14 protein-coding genes are annotated in these 19,465 nt (G+C 29.6%); 5 read left to right on the top strand and 9 right to left on the bottom strand.

All coding sequences use genetic code 11. From position 1 onward, the window contains the following. The first annotated feature begins 100 nt into the window (after nt 1-100). Both H9I45_RS12355 and H9I45_RS12350 read left to right on the top strand, forming a co-directional pair. The gene (locus H9I45_RS12355) at nt 101-1,309 is read left to right on the top strand and encodes a porin (RefSeq protein ID WP_088353764.1); all 1,209 of its coding nucleotides are present in this window, start codon (nt 101-103) and stop codon (nt 1,307-1,309) included. A gap of 77 nt (nt 1,310-1,386) precedes the next feature. Further along, nucleotides 1,387-3,642 carry an inorganic phosphate transporter gene (locus tag H9I45_RS12350; RefSeq protein WP_088353763.1) on the top strand — a complete coding sequence of 752 codons (2,256 nt, stop codon included), beginning with the start codon at nt 1,387-1,389 and terminating at the stop codon, nt 3,640-3,642. Between the two features lie 133 nt (nt 3,643-3,775). Here the strand turns inward: H9I45_RS12350 and H9I45_RS12345 are convergent, their stop codons facing one another. Beyond that, entirely contained in the window at nt 3,776-5,968 is a 2,193-nt protein-coding gene (locus H9I45_RS12345; RefSeq protein ID WP_088353762.1) for a patatin-like phospholipase family protein, read from the bottom strand. Continuing rightward, on the bottom strand, nt 5,958-7,769 hold the full coding sequence (gene uvrC / locus H9I45_RS12340) for an excinuclease ABC subunit UvrC (protein WP_088353761.1): 1,812 nt from the start codon (nt 7,767-7,769) through the stop codon (nt 5,958-5,960). Before uvrC ends, H9I45_RS12345 begins: the two co-directional genes overlap by 11 nt. Nucleotides 7,770-7,865: 96 nt before the next feature. On the opposite strand from uvrC, the gene H9I45_RS12335 reads away from it, so the two are divergent. The 3 genes from H9I45_RS12335 (at nt 7,866) to H9I45_RS12325 (ending at nt 10,456) form a co-directional block, all read left to right on the top strand. Then, a complete protein-coding gene (locus H9I45_RS12335) occupies nt 7,866-8,234 on the top strand; it encodes a hypothetical protein (RefSeq protein WP_088353760.1) in 369 nt (122 codons plus the stop codon). Nucleotides 8,235-8,974: 740 nt separating this feature from the next. After that, complete coding sequence (locus H9I45_RS12330) at nt 8,975-9,766, top strand: sensor histidine kinase (protein ID WP_088353758.1); 792 nt, start codon at nt 8,975-8,977, stop codon at nt 9,764-9,766. Between the two features lie 9 nt (nt 9,767-9,775). After that, nucleotides 9,776-10,456: a response regulator transcription factor gene (locus H9I45_RS12325; RefSeq protein WP_088353757.1), complete on the top strand. Its 681-nt coding sequence runs from the start codon at nt 9,776-9,778 to the stop codon at nt 10,454-10,456. On the opposite strand, the gene H9I45_RS12320 is transcribed toward H9I45_RS12325, so the two are convergent. From H9I45_RS12320 to H9I45_RS12290, 7 genes are all read right to left on the bottom strand, one after another. Further along, nucleotides 10,453-11,049, bottom strand: coding sequence for a DUF4230 domain-containing protein (locus H9I45_RS12320; protein WP_088353756.1), 597 nt, complete (start codon nt 11,047-11,049; stop codon nt 10,453-10,455). The genes H9I45_RS12325 and H9I45_RS12320 overlap by 4 nt on opposite strands. 98 nt (nt 11,050-11,147) lie before the next feature. Then, nucleotides 11,148-11,765 carry a lipoprotein signal peptidase gene (locus tag H9I45_RS12315; RefSeq protein ID WP_088353755.1) on the bottom strand — a complete coding sequence of 206 codons (618 nt, stop codon included), beginning with the start codon at nt 11,763-11,765 and terminating at the stop codon, nt 11,148-11,150. Between the two features lie 43 nt (nt 11,766-11,808). Then, a complete protein-coding gene (locus H9I45_RS12310; protein WP_140422748.1) occupies nt 11,809-12,510 on the bottom strand; it encodes a hypothetical protein in 702 nt (233 codons plus the stop codon). Between the two features lie 60 nt (nt 12,511-12,570). Beyond that, a complete protein-coding gene (locus H9I45_RS12305; protein WP_088354038.1) occupies nt 12,571-12,948 on the bottom strand; it encodes a TraR/DksA family transcriptional regulator in 378 nt (125 codons plus the stop codon). 4 nt (nt 12,949-12,952) lie between these two features. Then, nucleotides 12,953-16,429: an isoleucine--tRNA ligase gene (ileS, locus tag H9I45_RS12300; RefSeq protein ID WP_088353753.1), complete on the bottom strand. Its 3,477-nt coding sequence runs from the start codon at nt 16,427-16,429 to the stop codon at nt 12,953-12,955. 113 nt (nt 16,430-16,542) lie between these two features. Then, nucleotides 16,543-18,528, bottom strand: a complete 1,986-nt coding sequence (locus tag H9I45_RS12295; protein WP_228454907.1) for an OmpA family protein — start codon at nt 18,526-18,528, stop codon at nt 16,543-16,545. 14 nt (nt 18,529-18,542) lie between these two features. Further along, nucleotides 18,543-19,460 carry a PorP/SprF family type IX secretion system membrane protein gene (locus H9I45_RS12290; protein ID WP_088354036.1) on the bottom strand — a complete coding sequence of 306 codons (918 nt, stop codon included), beginning with the start codon at nt 19,458-19,460 and terminating at the stop codon, nt 18,543-18,545. Between the last annotated feature and the right edge of the window lie 5 nt (nt 19,461-19,465).

The raw sequence follows: 19,465 nt of genomic DNA, 5'->3' as shown, positions 1-19,465 counted from the left end.
TACTGCCTTTGGCCAAGGCAGTTTTTTTTAAAACTTAATGTTATTTTAACATTAGGTTAACATTTTTGTTGCTTCTTTGTAGCGACAAAAACTATTATTTATGAAATTTAAATTACTACGAACGTTAGTAATGTTTATTTGTGTTTTTCACTTTCTAGATACAAATTCTCAAAAAAAAAATGCACCAAAATTTGGTAAAGGTCTTTTTAATTTAGTAGGAAAAGACAGTACTTTTACCATGAAAATTGGTTTACGATTCCAAACTTTAGCGACTTCTAATTGGGATGTACAAAATGGACTTAGCAACCCAGAATCTTCGATATTAATAAGACGATCTCGTTTAAAATTCGATGGTTTTGCTTTTTCACCAAAACTGAAATATAAAATTGAATTAGGTTTATCTAACAGAGATCAATCTGGAATTTCTCAATTTACTAGCAATGCACCAAGATATGTAATGGATGCAGTTTTAAAATGGAATTTCGCTGGGAATTTTGTTTTATGGTTTGGGCAAACCAAATTACCAGGAAATAGAGAACGTGTAATTTCTTCTGCAAATTTGCAACAAGTAGATCGTTCTTTATTAAATAGTAGATTTAATATAGATAGAGATATTGGTATTCAATTAAGACACAAATTTAACCTAACAGACACCTTTTTAGTAAAAGAAATCTTTTCTATGGCACAAGGTGAAGGAAGAAATGTTACTACTGGAAACATTGGTGGACACCAATACACCACAAGAGTGGAATTATTTCCTTTTGGAGATTTCGAAAGCAAAGGAGATTATAAAGGAAGTGATTTAAAATTTGAACAAAAACCTAAATTATCTGTAGGTTTTGCCTACGATTTTAACAATAATGCTTCTAGGACAAGAAGTAACCAAGGTTCTTATATGTTTAATGATACTGGCTTTTACTCCACAAATATTTCTACTGTATTTATAGATGCCATGTATAAACATAAAGGTTTTTCTTTTATGGCAGAATATGCGAATAGAAATGCAGATGACGCTTTCGCGAAAAATTCTGATGGAACGCTTACTGGAGATATCGTTCAAGTTGGAAATGGTTTAAATTTACAAACAGGATATTTGCTATCGAAAACTGTAGAAATTTCTGGACGTTATACAAACATTTCTTTAGACAGAAATATAACAGGAAAAGGTGCCGAAAATCAATATACTTTAGGTGTATCTAAATATATTGCAGGACATAAATTAAAAGTACAAACAGATGTAAGCTATACAGACATTGGTTTTAAGACAAATCAATTATTGTGTAGATTACAAGTAGATATTCATTTTTAAAATAATTAACATAACATAAACGTAACATTCGCAACATTTTGTGTTCGTAAATTTGCAAAACTAAATTTTAAAGAAAAATGGGAGATCCATATATTTTAATGCTTGTTGCCTTAGCTGTTTTAGCTATTGTAGACCTAGTTGTAGGAGTTAGTAATGATGCTGTAAACTTTTTAAATTCAGCCATTGGCTCTAAAGCTATTTCTGTTAAGAAAATTATGATTATTGCCAGTTTAGGTGTGTTCTTTGGAGCAATTACCTCTAGTGGAATGATGGAAGTTGCACGTAAGGGAATTTTTAACCCAAGCATGTTCATGTTCCAAGACATCATGATTATTTTTATGGCTGTAATGATAACAGATATTTTATTATTAGATATCTTTAACTCGTTAGGAATGCCAACATCTACAACAGTTTCTATCGTTTTTGAATTATTAGGAGCTGCAGTTTGTATTTCATTGATAAAAATTTCTGCAAACGATTCTCAATCAGTTTCAGATATTTGGAATTATATCAACCATAAAAAAGCGTTAGAAATTATAAACGGAATACTACTCTCTGTAGTCGTCGCTTTTTCAGTTGGTGCATTGGTTCAATTTGTATCGAGATTAATTTATTCTTTTAATTTTGAAAAAAGAGCTACCTATATAAATGCTTTATTTGGTGGTTTTGCAATAACTGCCATTACCTATTTTATTATTATAAAAGGAATGAAAGGAACTCCTTTTTACGGAGAAATAAAGCACTTAATTGAAGGAAATACAATTTTAATTATTGCAGGAAGTTTTGTGGCTTGGTCTATAATTTCTCAATTATTAATTCAGGTTTTTAAAATAAATATCCTAAAATTAATAATTGGAGTTGGTACTTTTTCTTTAGCTATGGCTTTCTCTGGAAACGATTTGGTAAACTTTGTTGGTGTACCAATTGCGGCTTGGAATTCTTACCAAGCTTGGGAAGTTTCTGGTGTTGCTGCTGATGCCTTTTCTATGGGAATTTTAGCAAAAAAAGTTCCTTCTAATGTTTGGTTATTATTATTGGCTGGTGGTATTATGGTCGTTACATTATGGACTTCTAGTAAAGCACAAAATGTAATAAAAACAGGAATTGATTTATCGAGACAAGGTGAAGGTCATGAGAAGTTTCAACCAAATCCATTATCTAGAGTTGTTGTAAGAGCAGCAATGGGAATTAATGCAGGAATTAGTTATATAATTCCTAAATCTACTTTAGATTTTGTAAATTCTAAGTTTCAGAAACCTGTTATTCCATTAACTAAAGATAAAACATACGAATTACCAGCTTTCGATTTAGTAAGGGCTGCTGTTAATTTAATTGTTGCTGGTATTTTAATTTCGATTGCAACTTCTATGAAACTACCTTTATCTACAACTTATGTAACATTTATGGTTGCAATGGGTACTTCTTTAGCAGATAGAGCTTGGGGTAGAGAAAGTGCAGTATATAGAGTTGCAGGTGTTCTTAACGTAATTGGTGGTTGGTTTTTAACTGCAATTACAGCCTTTTTAGCAGCTGCAATTGTGGCTTATTTAATTAGCTGGAACATGGTTATGATACCAATTTTATTAGCACTTGTTGCTTTCTTAATTGGAAGAAATACTTTAATTCATAGAAATAAAACAAAAGAAATTAAAAAACAAGAATATATAGAAAGAGCAGAATTAATTACTATTAATGGTGTTATTGAAGAAAGTGCAGATCATATTTCTGGTGTTATTACACGTGTAAATAAATTATATACCAATGTTGTAAATGATTTAGCAAACCACGATTTAAATAAATTACGTAAAACCGATAAACACGTAAATAAATTAAACGACGAAATCGATGGTTTAAAAGATGGTGTTTTCTATTTTATTAAATCTTTAGACGAAACTTCTGTACAAGCAAGTAGATTCTATATTATGGTTTTAGGGTATTTACAAGATGTTGCACAATCTATTAGTTACATTTCTAGAGCAAGTTACAAACACGTAAATAACAATCATAAAAACTTAAAGAAAGGACAAATAAAAGATTTAAAAGGAATAGATATCCAATTATCTACTTTATTAGTTAAAGAGGCTGCCATTTTCGAAAACAGAGATTTAGATGATTTAAATGCTCTTATTATTGAAAAGAACGAGTTATTAACGAGTGTTTCTGCTTCTATTGAAAAGCAAGTTGCTAGAATTAGAACAGATGAAACAAGTCCTAAGAACACTACTCTATACTTTAGTGTTCTATTAGAAACTAAAGATTTAATAACTGCTTTAATGAGCTTATTACAAACGTATGAAGAGTTTCATTTAAGTACGAAGCAAAATAATCAATAGTATATATAAAATGATTCTAAAATAAATGAATCTTTAAAAATAAAAAAAGCCAGTGAATTTTAAATTCACTGGCTTTTTCTTTACACTTTTATCTATGTATTTTGTACTAGATACTTAATACTTATTTTAAACTTTAAAACCAAAATCCTAAGTTAAATAACCAAGTATTTTTATTTGTATCTGGAGACCAACTGTACTTTAATTCTATAGGTCCAATAAAAGAATTGTAACTATACCCAACTGCATAACCAGATTTAATATCTTTAAACAAATCGATATCTTTAAAAACATTATTATCTAAACGTGCATAATTAGCAATTGCAGAGAAATAATGTTTAGGTAAAAATTGGTAACGTACATTAAACTCCGATTTAACGAAAGACTCATCACTTAAATCTGCAAATTCATAACCATAAAGCGAAACAAAATTATTAATATAATTCTGGTTATTTCCTCCTAATTGAAAATCGAAAACACCAGATTCTATTTCATTTAAAGAAAACCCTGCTTCACCTGTATATTGTAATGTAAAATTATCCCAAAAAGAAGTCGCAAAACCTATTTTCCCTTTTGCTTGTGCATAACGTTCGAAATTATTTGCAAAATCTGTAGATAACAAATACCATTTAAAACCGAAATCTGCAAAAACACCTTTTGTGGCAAAATATTTTTTATTGTAAGTATCTAACTTTAAATACCCTAAAAGGTTAAAATAAACACTATCGTCTGCGATATTACTATCATCTAAAGAATTTATATTGTCTGTTAAAGCTTCAATTCTTTTTACCTCTGCACCAATTCCCAAAGCAAATTTTCTATTAAATGTTGTTTGTAAAAAAATTTCGTTTGTAAAATCTGCATATCTAATATTTACACTGCTAACATTGGGAGAATTACTATCTCTAAAAGGAACTTGAGAACGAAAATGATTGTATCTAGATCTAAAACCATAACTCGTGTAAAAGCCATTATCTACAAAATAAGTAAAATCGTATCTTAAATTATCTCCAAGTATTAAGTTTAAGGAAAGCAAGTCGTTTTTTGTAAAAATGCTTTTATGATTATAGTTTGCAAGTATGCTAGATTTATATAAATAATCGTAATGTATACCTAACTTTAGATTTGCCTTTTCATTAGATTCATTTACCTTAAAGTCTAATAAATAACTACCATCTATTTTTTTAATTAAATTATATTCGATTCTATTAAAATTCCTTGTGGCAGATAATAAATATATTTTTTTAGTAATATCGTTTCTTGTTAAACTATCTCCTTCTTTAATATTTAATTTTCCTAAAATATAAGCTCTTGTATAATTTTCTTCCCCATAAATACCAATATCAGATATTCTTAATTTATCGTTACTAAACTTTACTTTCTTAATGTTTCTTTTTACTATTTGTTTTGCAGCAATTTGCTTAAAAACTTCTGTAAATTTCTTGGCTTCCACAGCACCTTTTTCTAAAATTTCTACTTTTTTATCGAAATCTACCACAGTATATTCGAATATTTCTGGATGAATGTAAACGTCTAATTTTTTTATTTCTTCATCTGTTTTGCTATACATTTGATAGCTCATAATTTGGTTTAATAAAGCAACTACAGAATTAATTTTGTCTTTCTGAAACAACTTCCCTTCTACATCTACACCAATAATAATATCCATTCCTTTATCTTTCATAATACTTACAGGAAAGTTATTTGCGATACCACCATCAATTAAAAGCTTATCTTCTATTTCTATAGGGTTTAAAAGCGATGGAAAAGAGCCACTTGCTCTTAAAGCTATTGGCAAGGAACCTTTCTCTAAAACTACAGGCGCTCCATTTTCTACATCTGTAGCAACACAAAAAAATGGAATTGGTAACTTCGAAAAATCTTGATTCCCATCTACAGAATCGAATAATTCTAATAATAAGTTTAAAACATTTTGTCCTTTAGAAACACCTTTTGGCAAACCTATTTTACCTCTATTTACTGGCAGTGTAACAACTGTTTTTTCGCCAAATTCTTTCTCAAAAAATGTTTCTGAACTTCTTGGTAAAATATCTCTAATAAGCGTTAAAAAATCTACATCTAAGACAATTTCTTCAATTTGATTTGCAGAATAACCAGCTGCATAAAAACCACCAATAATGGCTCCCATACTTGTACCACCAATATAATCTAATTTAATTCCGGCTTTATCGATCTCTTTTAAAATTGCAATATGTGCAAAACCTTTGGCTCCACCACCACTTAAAACTAGCCCAACTTTTGGCTGTTTTTGCTGCCCCAAAAGTAACAATGGAAACATTAATAAAAATAAAATTAAACTATTTTTCATTTTCTTTTTCTTTTTGGGGGTGATAGAAAGCATACACTTTCATGGCTCTTGCATGCCCAATCGATTTCTTTAAATCTTCCAAAGACGCTTCTTTAACTCTTTTTGCAGATTTAAATGTACGCAATAATGTTGTAATAGTTTGGGTACCAACATCTGGTATTTGTTCTAATTCCGATTGAATGGCACTTTTACTACGCTTGTTTCTGTGAAACGTAATTCCGAATCTGTGTGCTTCGTTTCTTAAATACTGGGTAATTTTTAAGGTTTCGGACTTTTTATCTAAATACAAAGGAATTGGATCTCCAGGATAATAAATTTCCTCCAAACGTTTAGCAATTCCAATAATGGCAATTTTACCTCGTAAACCTAATCTCTCTAAAGCTTTTAAACCAGATGATAATTGTCCTTTTCCACCATCTACAATAATTAATTGTGGTAAAGGTTCGTCTTCTGCCAACAAGCGTTTATATCTTCTATAAACTACTTCTTCCATGGAACCAAAATCATCTGGTCCAACAACTGTTTTTATATTGTAATGTCTATAGTCTTTTTTACTTGGTTTTCCGTCTTTAAAAACTACACAAGCAGCAACTGGGTTTGTTCCTTGAATATTCGAATTATCGAAACATTCTATATGCCTTGGCTCTACAGAAAGTCGCAAATCTTTTTTCATTTGCGCCATAATTCGTTTTGTATGCCTATCTGGATCTACAATTTTTATTTGTTTAAATTGTTCCATTCTGTAATACTTCGCATTTCTTTCAGAAAGATCTACAATCCTTTTTTTATCTCCCAATTTAGGTATTGTAACTTTTACAACTTCGCCCAAACCAACTTTAAAAGGGACATAAATTTCTGGAGATTGCGAATTGAAACGTTGCCTTATTTCAACAATAAAAAGTTCTAATAATTCTTTATCTGTTTCGTCTAACTTCTTTTTAATTTCTGTGGTATGAGATTGAATAATAGAACCGTTAGAAATCTTTAGGAAGTTTGCATAACCATGGGTTTCATCAGAAATAATAGAAAAAACATCTACATTATTTATAGATGGATTTATAATGGTACTTTTTGCTTGATAATTATTTAACCTGTCTAATTTCTCCTTAATTTTTTGTGCTTTTTCAAACTCCATATTTTCAGAGAAATCGAGCATCATTTTTTTAAACTTATCTAAGCTTTCTTTAAAGTTTCCTTTGATAATATTTCTAATTTCTTTTATGGAATTTTCGTAATGTGTTTGCGTTTCCAAACCTTCACAAGGCCCTAAACAATTTCCTAAATGATATTCTAAACAAACTTTATACTTGCCTTCGTTAATTTTTTGTGCACTTAAATCGTAATTGCAAGTTCTTAATGGATACAGCTCTTTTATTAAATCTAAAAGAATTCTTACGGTTTTTACAGATGTATAAGGTCCAAAATATTCCGAGCCATCTTTAATAACTCTTCTTGTTAAAAAAATTCGTGGAAAACGTTCTTTTTTAATACACAACCATGGATAACTCTTATCGTCTTTTAGCAAGACATTGTACTTAGGCTTGTATTTTTTTATTAAGTTATTTTCTAATAATAAAGCGTCTGTTTCTGTATTTACAACAATGTGTTTTATACGAACGATGTTTTTTACTAAAACTCTCGTTTTTCCGTTTTCGTGTTTCTTGGTGAAATAAGAAGCAACTCTTTTCTTTAAATTTTTTGCTTTTCCTACATAAATAATTACATCATTTTTATCGAAATATTGATACACGCCTGGTGTATTTGGTAAAGTTTGTATTTGAAGTTCTAAAGATGCAGACATCTTACGAAAATACCATTTTTTACCAAATTTTTAATGTCTATAAATGTTAAGGTTAAAAAAACTTGTATATTTAAAACCTAACCAAATTTTTTACAAATGAAAAAAAACACAATTACTTTAAAAACAGCAAAAAGATGGACAAAAAGATGGCGTAAAATGGAAGATGTATATAATGCTCACCAAGAATGTAGAGCTTTTAATATTCCATTAGAAGATTTAAAAGATGTTATTGCAGAAGGTGCTGTAACAGTAAGAGCTTATTTAGGAGTTCATAAACAAAAAATAGAAAGCGAAACTGTTTTCGAAGAAAAATTAATTATTGTTGGAGTAGATGCAAATGGAAAAGACATGATTTCTTCTAAAGATGGAGAAGTTTTAGATCCAGATAGTGGAAATATTTACGATTTAACACGACCTTGTCCAAGTTTTTGTGACCCTGATAGCCCATTAAATGGAACTAATTAGTTTTAACAAATTCATAATTTATTTAGGTTATTTTGTTCTTGGAATAAATTGCCTACTTTTTTTAAAGGATTTTAAAAAAAATAATTTTGTTGTAAGAATTTTTTCTGTTTTTTTATTTGTATGCTTAATTATACAATTGTACAGTAGTTATCTTGCGAGTTTTCGTGAAAATAATATATTCTTATTTCATGTTTTTAATTTTAGCCAATACATTTTTTTAAGTTTAATTTTTATGAAACTTACAAAAAATAAAATTTTAAAAAATATTATTACTGTAGGTTTGTATTTCATTCCTCTCTCTTTAGTTTTCTTTTATTTTATAAACTTTAAAGACATAAATAAATTTTTTATTACTGAAATATTGCTTTGCAACATTCCTTTATTAATTTTTAGTTTCAATTTTTTGGTTGAAAAAATAGATACTCAAGAAAAAAAATTCGTTTATTTTAATGCAGGTTTTTTTGTTTACACACTTTGTAGCACACTCCTTTTTTCAGTAGGTAATATAAAGTCAGAGATAATTCGTTTTATTTGGGAATTTAATGTTTATTTATATTTAACATATCAAATACTAATTTTTGTAGAATGGTATAAAAATTTTAGAAAAAAACCTATAAATATTAAACACGTATAAATACCCGTTTTTAAAATATAGTGAAAAAAATACATCCAAAACACTTACCTTTATTTAAAAAGTATTTTTTCTTAACTTCGTGGTTACTACAAATAACCAAACCCTAATGGAAGAAATCTTTTCTAATGAAGATAAAGTGATAATTACTACTCTTATTGGTGTTTTAATGCTTCTTTTAATGGGAGTAGCTTTGTTGGTATTTTTCTTTTTATCAAGAAGAAAAATTACCGAAAAAGAGTTGGAGAAAAAAACATTAGAAATTGGTTATCAAAAAGAAATTATACAGTCTATAATAGTTACCCAGGAAAAAGAACGTAAACGGATTGCACAGGATTTACATGATGATATTAGTTCTAAATTAAATGTAATTAATTTGAATGCAAATTTGTTAAAAGATGGAGAATTAACTGCGGAAGAATTTATTACTGTAAATGATGGAATTTTAACTGCAACAGATAAAACGTTAGAAAGTGCCAGAAGAATTGCACATAATTTGTTGCCTCCAATTTTAGATAAATTTGGCTTTAAAGAGGCTGTTGAAGAATTGGTAGATACTTTTAATAATAGTAGAAAGATAGATATTAATTACAACCTAAAGTATCCGAAAAAGCATTTGAATTCCTCGCAAGAATTACATCTTTTTAGGATTATACAAGAATTAATAAACAATTCTATTCGACATGGAAATGCAACAAAAAGCACTTTAGTTATCGAAGAAAAAAATAAATCGCTGTTTCTAAATTATTCCGATAATGGAATTGGATTCAATTTAAAAGAGTTAGAGTTTAAAAAAGGATTAGGTATGAAAAATATAGAAAGCAGAGTATCTATTTTAAATGGAATATTTACTATTGAAACCGATATTAATAGTGGTTTTGCAATAAAAATAACTATTTAAAATTTCTAAATGATGCCAAAAATAAATATTCTTATTGCAGACGATGAGGAACTCTTTAGAAAAGGAATTCGATTTTTATTAGAAAGGGAAAGCGAATTTAATGTAATTGCAGAAGCTGAAAACGGACAAGAAGTAATCAATTTTTTAAGTAGCACAGAAGAATTCCCAGATGTAATTTTAATGGATTTAAAAATGCCTGTTATAAATGGTGTTGAAGCCACAGAAATTATACACATAGCATACCCAAATATTAAAATAATCGCATTAACAAGTTATGGTGGAAAAGCATTTGTAACAAACATGATAGATGTTGGTGCATCTTCTTACCTTTTAAAAGACACCAATCCAAAAACGGTGGTTCACACCATTAAACAAGTATTTACCAAAGGTTTTTATTATGATGCTAATGTCATAAAAATTATTAACGAAAACATTCATTCTTCTGCAGGAAAACGAATTAAAAGGGATTTAGACAAAAATCTACTTTCTAAAAGAGAAGTCGATGTTTTAGAGCTTATTTGTCAAGAAAACAGTACAAAAGAAATTGCTGAAAAACTTTTTATAAGCCCAAGAACAGTAGAAGGTCATAGAAATAATTTGCTTTTAAAAACGGAAGCAAAAAATATTGCTGGTTTGGTTATTTACGGAATTCAGAAAAAAATAATCGAGGTTTCTTTAGATTTTGATTAATCTTTAAACCGCTTTAAAAACCCTGAATTTGTATTATCTACAACCTCCCAATTGTAAATCGCAGAAAGTTGGTAAATTTTAGAAAGCTCTTCTAACAATCTTGCTTTGGCATCTTTTTTAAGATTGGTTACTTCTATCGTTTCTTTAATTTTTTCGATACTTTTCTGGTTTATTTTGTTTAATTCTCTTTTAGAAAAAGTGTTGAATGAACTCTGTTGTAAATCGAAATACTTTACATCTGGAGAAATTACTATTTCCTCTTTAGGTATGTTATTTATAAAAATTTTCTTTCCAATAGAATCTATCTGAATTTCTAATTTCGATAAATCGTAACCAACCTCAACCTTTGCATTTACTGTAACAATTGCTTTTTTATCAAAAGAAAGATAGTTGTAAAAATATTTTTTTGAATCGGAATAATTGTAAACTTCAGAAAATGTTCCGCTAGAAACTACGAGCTTACTCATATTTTTAATTGAGTGAACGACTACTTTTATTTCTTCTTGTTTGTGGTTTTCTACCTTTGGTTCGTACCAAAATTTGGCAATTAAAAAACCTAGTAAGAAAATAGCAATGTATTTTAAAAAGCGCATTTTTTATCTTTTTATTATTATGATAAGGTGAAAGATTCGAATCGAAAATTTCGAAAAATTCTATCAAAATAAAAATTTAAATTAAAGATACTAAAAAATTATTCGGCTATTTTTTTCTCTTCTTTTGGGAAAGCTTGTTTATTAAAAAGAAAAAGTAAAATTACACCAATGGTAATATAGGCATCTGCAGGATTAAAAATATACTGAAAAAACGTGTACATTTCTCCACCAACAAAAGGTATCCAATCTGGTAAAACGCCTTGCCAAAGTGGAAAGTAAAACATATCTACCACTTTCCCGTGAAACAAGGTTCCATAAGGATTGTCGGAAAATAAAGTGGCTACTTTATGATAAGAATCGTCGAAAATTACTCCGTAAAAAACTGAGTCTATAATATTACCAATAGCTCCAGCCAAAATTAGTGCGATTGCTACAACAACTGCATTATTTACAACTCGTTTTATTGTACCTTTTAACCAATATATAATTGCACCAACTGCTACAATTCTAAATAAGGTTAAAAACAGTTTACCTGCTTTACCTCCAAACTCAATTCCCATTGCCATTCCGTTATTTTCGGTAAAATGAATTTTAAACCATTCGAAAACCACTACTTCTTCATTTAAAGCAAAATGAGTTTTTACATAGATTTTTATAACTTGATCTAAGATAATAGCGATTAAAACCGTAAGTATTGCCAGTGTCTTTTTTGACATTTTTATTGAATTTGTGCTTGCAAAAATAACAATATTATTGCGTTTATTGGCTAGTTAAAAAAATATTCCCTTTTACAGTTGTAATGTCTATTTTTTTAGCAGAAGAATCTACTGTTTTTTTGTACTTTTTTTTATAAAATTTTTTATCAATTTTAATTTTACCAGATCTCGATAGTACATTTACATTCGCTTTTTTAAAATTTCCGAAAACATTGCCAACATATAATTTTAATAATAAGTTATGTTGTATCGTGTCTAATTTTACAGTGCCCTCTTCTATATAAATTTTTAAATTTCCGTTATAACCTTTAGAAGAAACCCCTATTTTTTCTCCAAAAACAGAAATATTTTTATTTATAGGAACTTTTACAATAGCACTGGATCTATTTAGTCTTTTGGTAATATATTTTCTAAAGATTTTATCTTCGCTTTCAAAAGAAGGAATGTTAAACCGAAGTTTTACAATTCCATATTCTTCTTCGAAAATAATATGGTTTTTATTCGGATTTTCTGAGTATAAATAAATTTCAAGAAATTCTGAAGTAGTGTTCTCAATTACCAAATCGTCTAAACCAACTGTAGAAATTTCTATTTTATTTAAAGCTGTTTGGAATGTCTTCGTTACTTTTTTTTGAGAAAAAGCAACATTGGAAATTAATAGTAGAAATAAAAAAAAACTTATGAAACTGTGTTTTCTACTTTCAATTAAAACACTTTTTAATTTTAGTAAAACTCGAACAGCCATAAGAATGGAAGAATTTAAAAAAGCTTCCAATACGAAATTTCGAAAGGAAGCTTTTTAATATTATTGTTTGCGCTTTGCTTCTATGCTTAAAGTTGCATGAGGCACTAATTTTAAACGCTCTTTTTGTATTAGCTTTCTTGTTACTCTACAAACACCATACGTTTTATTTTCTATACGTAATAAGGCGTTTTTAAGGTCTCTGATGAACTTTTCTTGTCTAATTGCTAATTGTACGTTTGCTTCTTTACTCATTACCTCAGAACCTTCGTCAAAAGATTTGAATGATGGCGAAGTATCGTCTGTACCATTATTTGCATCGTTTTTATAAGAAGCTTCTAACAAAGCCAAATCTTCTTGTGCTCTTGCTATTTTCTTATCAATAATTTCTTTAAACTCTTGTAAATCTTCATCCGAATATTTTACTTTAACATCTGGCATAATCTTAGATTTTTTCAATTAATATTCTACTTTTAATGGTATCAAATTCAATTTCTGTACCATTTGTTAATTCGTCTACAAAAACCAAATCTTCGGTTAATGTTTCGCTCATAATGTAGTCTTTATTTTCTAAGATAGACTGTTGTAAGTTTTCGTAGTTTAAGACTGTAAGCTTAATTTTATCTGTTACTTCTAAACCAGTATCTTTACGTGCATTCTGGATTCTATTAACCAATTCTCTGGCAACTCCTTCTTTGTGTAATTCTTCTGTAATTGTAACATCTAAAGCTACTGTTAACGAGCCTTCATTTGCAACCAACCAACCTTCGATATCTTTTGACGAAATATCTACATCTTCGAGTCCTAAAGTAATATTTTTTCCATTAAATTCTATAGAAATGTTTTTATCTTTTTCTATTTTGTTAATATCTTCTTGTGTAAATTTTTGAACTTCTGCTGCAACAAAACGCATATCCTTCCCAAATTTTGGCCCTAAAGCTTTAAAATTTGGCTTAATTTGTTTGATTAAAATGTCTGATGCATCCTCTAAAATCTGAACTTCTTTAATATTTACTTCGTTCTTAATTAAATCTGCAACTGCTAAAATTTCTTCCTTTTGTTGCTCACTATCAACAGGAATCATAATTTTTTGCAATGGCTGACGAACCTTAATTTTTTCTTTTGCTCTTAATGATAAAACCAAAGAAGAAATTTTCTGTGCATTTTCCATTTTACGCTCCAAAGATTTATCTACGAAGCTTTCATCAAATTTTGGGAAATCAGATAAATGAATACTTTCTGATGTTTCTTTTCCTGAAACTGAATTTAAATCTTGATACAATTTGTCCATAAAGAATGGAGCAATTGGTGCACCCAACTTTGCAATCGTATTCATACAAGTGTACAAAGTTTGGTATGCAGATATTTTATCTGTTTCATAGGTTCCTTTCCAGAAACGTCTTCTGCTCAAACGAACATACCAGTTACTTAAATAATCTTGTGTAAAATCGCTTATTGCTCTTGCTGCTCTTGTAGGTTCGTATGCTGCGTAGAATTTATCAACTTTAGCAATTAAAGTATGTAATTCTGATAAAATCCATCTATCTATTTCTGGTCTTTTTTCTAAAGCAATATCTTCTTCGCTATAAGAAAAACCATCAATATTTGTATATAAAGAGAAGAATGAATATGTGTTGTAAAGTGTTCCGAAAAACTTACGTTTTACTTCTTCAATTCCTTCTAAATCGAATTTTAAATTATCCCAAGGATTTGCATTCGAAATCATGTACCAACGAGTTGCATCTGCACCATAAGTTGATAAAGTCGTAAATGGATCTGTAGCGTTTCCTAAACGTTTCGACATTTTATGTCCGTTTTTGTCTAAAACCAAACCGTTAGAAACTACGTTTTTATACGCAACTGAATCGAAAACCATGGTTGCAATTGCATGCAACGTATAAAACCAACCTCTTGTTTGATCTACTCCTTCTGCAATAAAATCTGCTGGGAAAGATTCATTTCCATCAATTTTATTTTTATTCTCAAATGGATAATGCCATTGAGCATAAGGCATAGAACCAGAATCGAACCAAACATCAATTAAATCGCTTTCACGTTTCATTGGTTGTCCAGATGCTGAAATTAATACAATTTCATCTACAATATTTTTATGTAAATCTATTTTTGCATAATTTTCTTCGGAATTATTATCAACTTCAAAATCTTCGAAAATATCTTTTGCTAAAACTCCAGCTTCCACAGCTTTCGCCATTTCTTGCTTTAATTCTTTTACAGAACCAACACAAATTTCTTCTTTACCATCTTCTGTTCTCCAAATTGGTAATGGAATTCCCCAGTATCTTGATCGAGATAAATTCCAGTCGTTTGCATTTGCCAACCAATTTCCAAAACGACCAGTTCCTGTAGATTCAGGTTTCCAGTTGATGGTTTTGTTCAACTCGTGCATTCTGTCTTTTACATCCGTAACTTTTATAAACCAAGAATCTAATGGATAATATAAAATTGGCTTGTCTGTTCTCCAACAGTTTGGGTAACTGTGCTTGTATTTTTCGACTTTAAAAGCCTTGTTTTCATTCTTTAATTTCAGTCCTAAACGTTCATCTACAGATAAATATTTATCTTGATTTTTTAAAACCTCTGTTAAATTTTCTTGCTGAATTTTTAATTCGTCTTCTAAATCTTTCTCATTTAAATATTCTGCTTTTACATATTCGCCTGCAAAACCATAAATATCGTCTTTAATTTCTTTTCTGAATCTACCTTGTAAATCTACTAAAGGAACTAAATTATCATTCTCGTCTTTAATTAATAAAGGCGGAATTTCAGGCGAAGCTTGTTTTGCAACCAAAGCATCATCTGCTCCAAAAGTTGGTGCTGTGTGTACAATTCCTGTTCCATCTTCTATCGTTACAAAATCTCCAGAAATTACTCTAAATGCATCTTGTTTATTCTCAAATTTACAATCGAAATCTAATAATTGCTCGTATTTGATTCCTACTAAATCTGTTCCTTTACATTCTGTACAGATTAAATAAGGTATTTTTTTATCACCAGAATTATATGCTGATAGTTCTTCTACAGTTTCTGCTTCAAAATTATTTTTCCCTCCAAATTGTTTTCCAACTAAATTCTTAGCTAAAATAACGTGAACTGGTTTAAAAGTGTATTGATTATAAGTTGCAACCACAACATAATCTATTTTTGGCCCAACAGTTAAAGCAGTGTTACTTGGCAAAGTCCAAGGAGTAGTTGTCCAAGCAATAAAATTTAAATGGTCGTACTTCTTTAGAAAATCTGGCAAAGTATTTTCAACAGCTTTAAACTGTGCTACAACAGTTGTATCTGTAACATCTTGGTAAGTTCCTGGCTGATTCAATTCGTGAGAACTTAAACCTGTACCTGCTTTTGGTGAATATGGTTGAATTGTATACCCTTTGTAAATTAATTCTTTGTTATAAATCTGCTTTAATAACCACCAAACAGATTCCATGTATTTTGGTTCGTAGGTAATATATGGGTCGTCCATATCTACCCAATAACCCATTTTCTGGGTTAAATCGTTCCAAATATCTGTGTAACGCATTACAGCTTTTCTACAAGCTGCGTTGTAATCTTCTACCGAAATTTTCTTTCCAATGTCTTCTTTGGTAATTCCAAGTTCTTTTTCTACACCTAATTCTATAGGTAAACCATGTGTATCCCAACCAGCTTTACGCTTTACTTGGTAACCTTTCATAGTTTTATAACGTGGAAAAATATCTTTTATAGCTCTCGCCAAAACATGATGAACTCCTGGAAGTCCGTTTGCTGAAGGTGGTCCTTCAAAAAATACATAAGGCTCTGCACCTTCTCTTGTGGTTACACTTTTTTCAAATATGTTATTTTCTTCCCAATAGTTTAGAATTTCTTCTGCAACATTTGGTAAGTCAAGGCCTTTATATTCAGGAAATTTCGCTTTCATTTTATCTCTTTTCTGATAAGATTGCGAAATTAATCAATTTCTTGTAATTCTTGGTTTTATGGCACAAAAAAAGAGCCTTTTCAGGCTCTTCTTCTATTTTAAGTGCAAAAGTGTTACATTTTAACAATTACAAACTCTGTTCTTCTGTTTGCTTGATGTTGATCTTTAGTACATTTTACGCGGTTAGAATGCGTATCGTTATCCACACAATCGTTTACTAATCTTGTTTCTCCAAAACCTTTTCCAGTAATTCTACTAGAACTAATTCCTTTTTCTATAATGTAAGCTACAGAAGATTTTGCTCTTCTGTCTGATAAAGCTTCGTTATAACGCTCTTTACCTCTTGCATCTGTATGTGAGCTAGATCTAATTACTAATTTTTGATATTTTCTCATAATGCTTGTAATATGATTTAACTCTATTGCAGCATCTGGTCTAATATTCGACTTGTTATAGTCGAAATAAATAGGCTCTATCTTAATTATTAGCTCTCCTCTTTCATTATATGCAAAATCTGAGATAATGTCTAAAGCAAAGTCTAAATCGAGTTCTAAATCCTTATTTTCTGTAGTTACGAAAGAAGCTGTATCTGGTTCGTAATATTCTTTTGTAGCATCTAATGTAAATGCTTCGTTACATGGTAATGTAAAAGTAAACAATGCATTTGTATCTGCATATACTTCTTTAACAATCTTCCCATTTGCATCTTTTAAAACCAATTTTGCTCCTGGTAATGGGTTTTTAAACTTCTTGTCTTTTACAACACCAGAAACTACTTGCATACATGGTGGTTTTACCACAATTACTTCTGGCTTTTCTAATTCTACTACTGCATAAATATCATCATCTCCAACTCCACCTTCTCTATTAGAAGATAAATATCCTGTTCTATCGATTGGATTTATTGAAAATGCAAAGTCGTCTAATGGAGAATTTACAGGTGCTTTTAAATTTACTGGTGTTTTATATTCTCCTTTTTCTTTTTTAGTTGCAAATACATCTAAAGCTCCAATTCCAAAATGTCCGTCTGAAGAAAAGTACAATACATCTTCATCTGAGATAAAAGGAAACATTTCTCTACCTTCTGTGTTTACTTCTGAACCTAAATTCTGTGGTGTTCCAAAAGATCCATCAGCATTAATAGCAACTACATAAATATCTGTTTCTCCAATACCTCCTGGCATGTCTGATGCGAAATATAATTTCTTACCATCTTTACTTACAGATGGATGCCCTGTAGAATATTCGTTACTATTAAAAGGAAGTTCTTCTATATTTGTCCATTCGTTATAAACCCAAACAGATTTGTATATTTTAAGGTTGTTATATCCTTTTTTATCATTCTTATACACTCCTTTGTTGTAGTTATTTCTCGTGAAATACATTGTTTGTCTGTCAGGAGAAAAAGTAACTGAAGATTCGTGATATTTAGAGTTTATTTCGTCTGTAAACATTGGTCTTACATCTGAATTATCTCCTTCGTTCGTTGTAATCTTTTCTTTGATAACTTTATAGATATCTAAGAAGTTTTTATTGTTTCTTGTATGACCTCTCTTCACAAATATGTTTCCTTTTCTTGGTGAAGAGAATAGTATTGTATTTCCATAATCTGTAACTCCAAAATCGGAATTAACGGTATTTATACTTCTTAAATTACTAACTGTATAGTTTGGTTTCCCTTTTCTAAGTTCGTTTAAAGTCGCTTCGTGATCTGTAAAATGAATTCCTCTTGAGTCGTTCTTTTTAGCTTCGTGAAACTTCTTCATCCAAGCATCTGAATCATTAAAATTACCTGTTGCTCTTAAAGCTTGTGCATATCTAAAAATATGCTCTGGTTTTTGCGTTGGAAAATTATTGAATAGTTTACTGTATGTATTTGAAGCTTCTTGCATCTTTACATTGAAGTAATAACTATCTCCTAATCTTTGTAGCACATGCTCAGTTGCATTGTCTTCTGCAAGCTTTTTATATTCTTGCGCTGCTGAAACGTAAGATAAATTTTCGAAATGGACGTCTGCTTTTTTTGTTTCTTTAGTTTGCCCAAGTATGGTTAAAGAACTGAATAAAAGTACGAGAGTAAATTGTATTGTTTTTTTCATAATTGTTTTGTTAACTAGAAGAATCTTGGCGATTTAATTTTGTTTCTTTCAAAATCGAAATTAAATAGTACAAATATCTCATGTGAACCAGAATTAAAATTCCCTAAGTTTGTTAAGGTATAATCGTATGCATATCCTATTCTTAGAGTGTTTGTTGCTCTTACGTTTATTAATGCTGATACAGATTCATCTAACCTATAAGAAAGACCAAATTCTAATTTATCATATAATAAAACGTTTCCAGAAAAATCTATTGATAATGGAGATCCTTCTGCTGCTTTTATCATGGTAGATGGCTTTAACTTTACATCGTTTGATAAATCGAATACATAACCAGATGTAAAGAAAAAGTGCTTCGTTTCTGATGCTCTTGATATTTGCCCTCCTTTTTTATCAAAATGAAAAGTTTTTAATAAATTAGGTATTGATAAACCTGCATAGAACTTATCTGTATAATAAAATGCACCTGCCCCAATATTTGGCATTACTTTATTTGCATTTTGATTTACAAAGGCTTGATCTCCTTCATTAACTTCATTTAAACATGGTAAACAAATATTAAAGAATGTAAACCCTGCTTTTAAACCTAACGCTAAGTTTGCATTTTCTCCTACTTTTAAGGTATACGAAAAGTCTCCGTAAACGTTTTGTTCTTGAACAGGTCCAATCTCATCTACAATAACAGATAAACCTAAACCAACATTTTTACCTACTGGAGAATTAATTCCCATTGTAAGTGTTCTTGGTGCTCCATCTATACCTACCCATTGAGATCTACCTAGTAAATTAATACTTAAAACGTCATATGACCCAGCATAAGCTGGGTTTATGATATTCATATTGTACATGTACTGTGTGTACTGTGGATCTTGTTGTGCTTTTACAGAAACAGTAAAGAATATAACTGCAAGTATTACTATAATTTTTTTCATTTTTA

This window comes from Polaribacter haliotis, assembly GCF_014784055.1.
Taxonomy (GTDB): domain Bacteria; phylum Bacteroidota; class Bacteroidia; order Flavobacteriales; family Flavobacteriaceae; genus Polaribacter; species Polaribacter haliotis.
Note: the sequence above shows the minus strand (reverse complement) of the source record. Positions and strands in the feature narration are given on the sequence as shown.

Bases quoted from the DNA above. Each gene is read 5' to 3' on its own strand.
- H9I45_RS12355 (WP_088353764.1), top strand. From the start codon at position 101: ATGAAATTTAAATTACTACGAACGTTAGTAATGTTTATTTGTGTTTTT.
- H9I45_RS12350 (WP_088353763.1), top strand. From the start codon at position 1,387: ATGGGAGATCCATATATTTTAATGCTTGTTGCCTTAGCTGTTTTAGCT.
- H9I45_RS12345 (WP_088353762.1), bottom strand. From the start codon at position 5,968: ATGAAAAATAGTTTAATTTTATTTTTATTAATGTTTCCATTGTTACTT.
- uvrC (WP_088353761.1), bottom strand. From the start codon at position 7,769: ATGTCTGCATCTTTAGAACTTCAAATACAAACTTTACCAAATACACCA.
- H9I45_RS12335 (WP_088353760.1), top strand. From the start codon at position 7,866: ATGAAAAAAAACACAATTACTTTAAAAACAGCAAAAAGATGGACAAAA.
- H9I45_RS12330 (WP_088353758.1), top strand. From the start codon at position 8,975: ATGGAAGAAATCTTTTCTAATGAAGATAAAGTGATAATTACTACTCTT.
- H9I45_RS12325 (WP_088353757.1), top strand. From the start codon at position 9,776: ATGATGCCAAAAATAAATATTCTTATTGCAGACGATGAGGAACTCTTT.
- H9I45_RS12320 (WP_088353756.1), bottom strand. From the start codon at position 11,049: ATGCGCTTTTTAAAATACATTGCTATTTTCTTACTAGGTTTTTTAATT.
- H9I45_RS12315 (WP_088353755.1), bottom strand. From the start codon at position 11,765: ATGTCAAAAAAGACACTGGCAATACTTACGGTTTTAATCGCTATTATC.
- H9I45_RS12310 (WP_140422748.1), bottom strand. From the start codon at position 12,510: ATGGCTGTTCGAGTTTTACTAAAATTAAAAAGTGTTTTAATTGAAAGT.
- H9I45_RS12305 (WP_088354038.1), bottom strand. From the start codon at position 12,948: ATGCCAGATGTTAAAGTAAAATATTCGGATGAAGATTTACAAGAGTTT.
- ileS (WP_088353753.1), bottom strand. From the start codon at position 16,429: ATGAAAGCGAAATTTCCTGAATATAAAGGCCTTGACTTACCAAATGTT.
- H9I45_RS12295 (WP_228454907.1), bottom strand. From the start codon at position 18,528: ATGAAAAAAACAATACAATTTACTCTCGTACTTTTATTCAGTTCTTTA.
- H9I45_RS12290 (WP_088354036.1), bottom strand. From the start codon at position 19,460: ATGAAAAAAATTATAGTAATACTTGCAGTTATATTCTTTACTGTTTCT.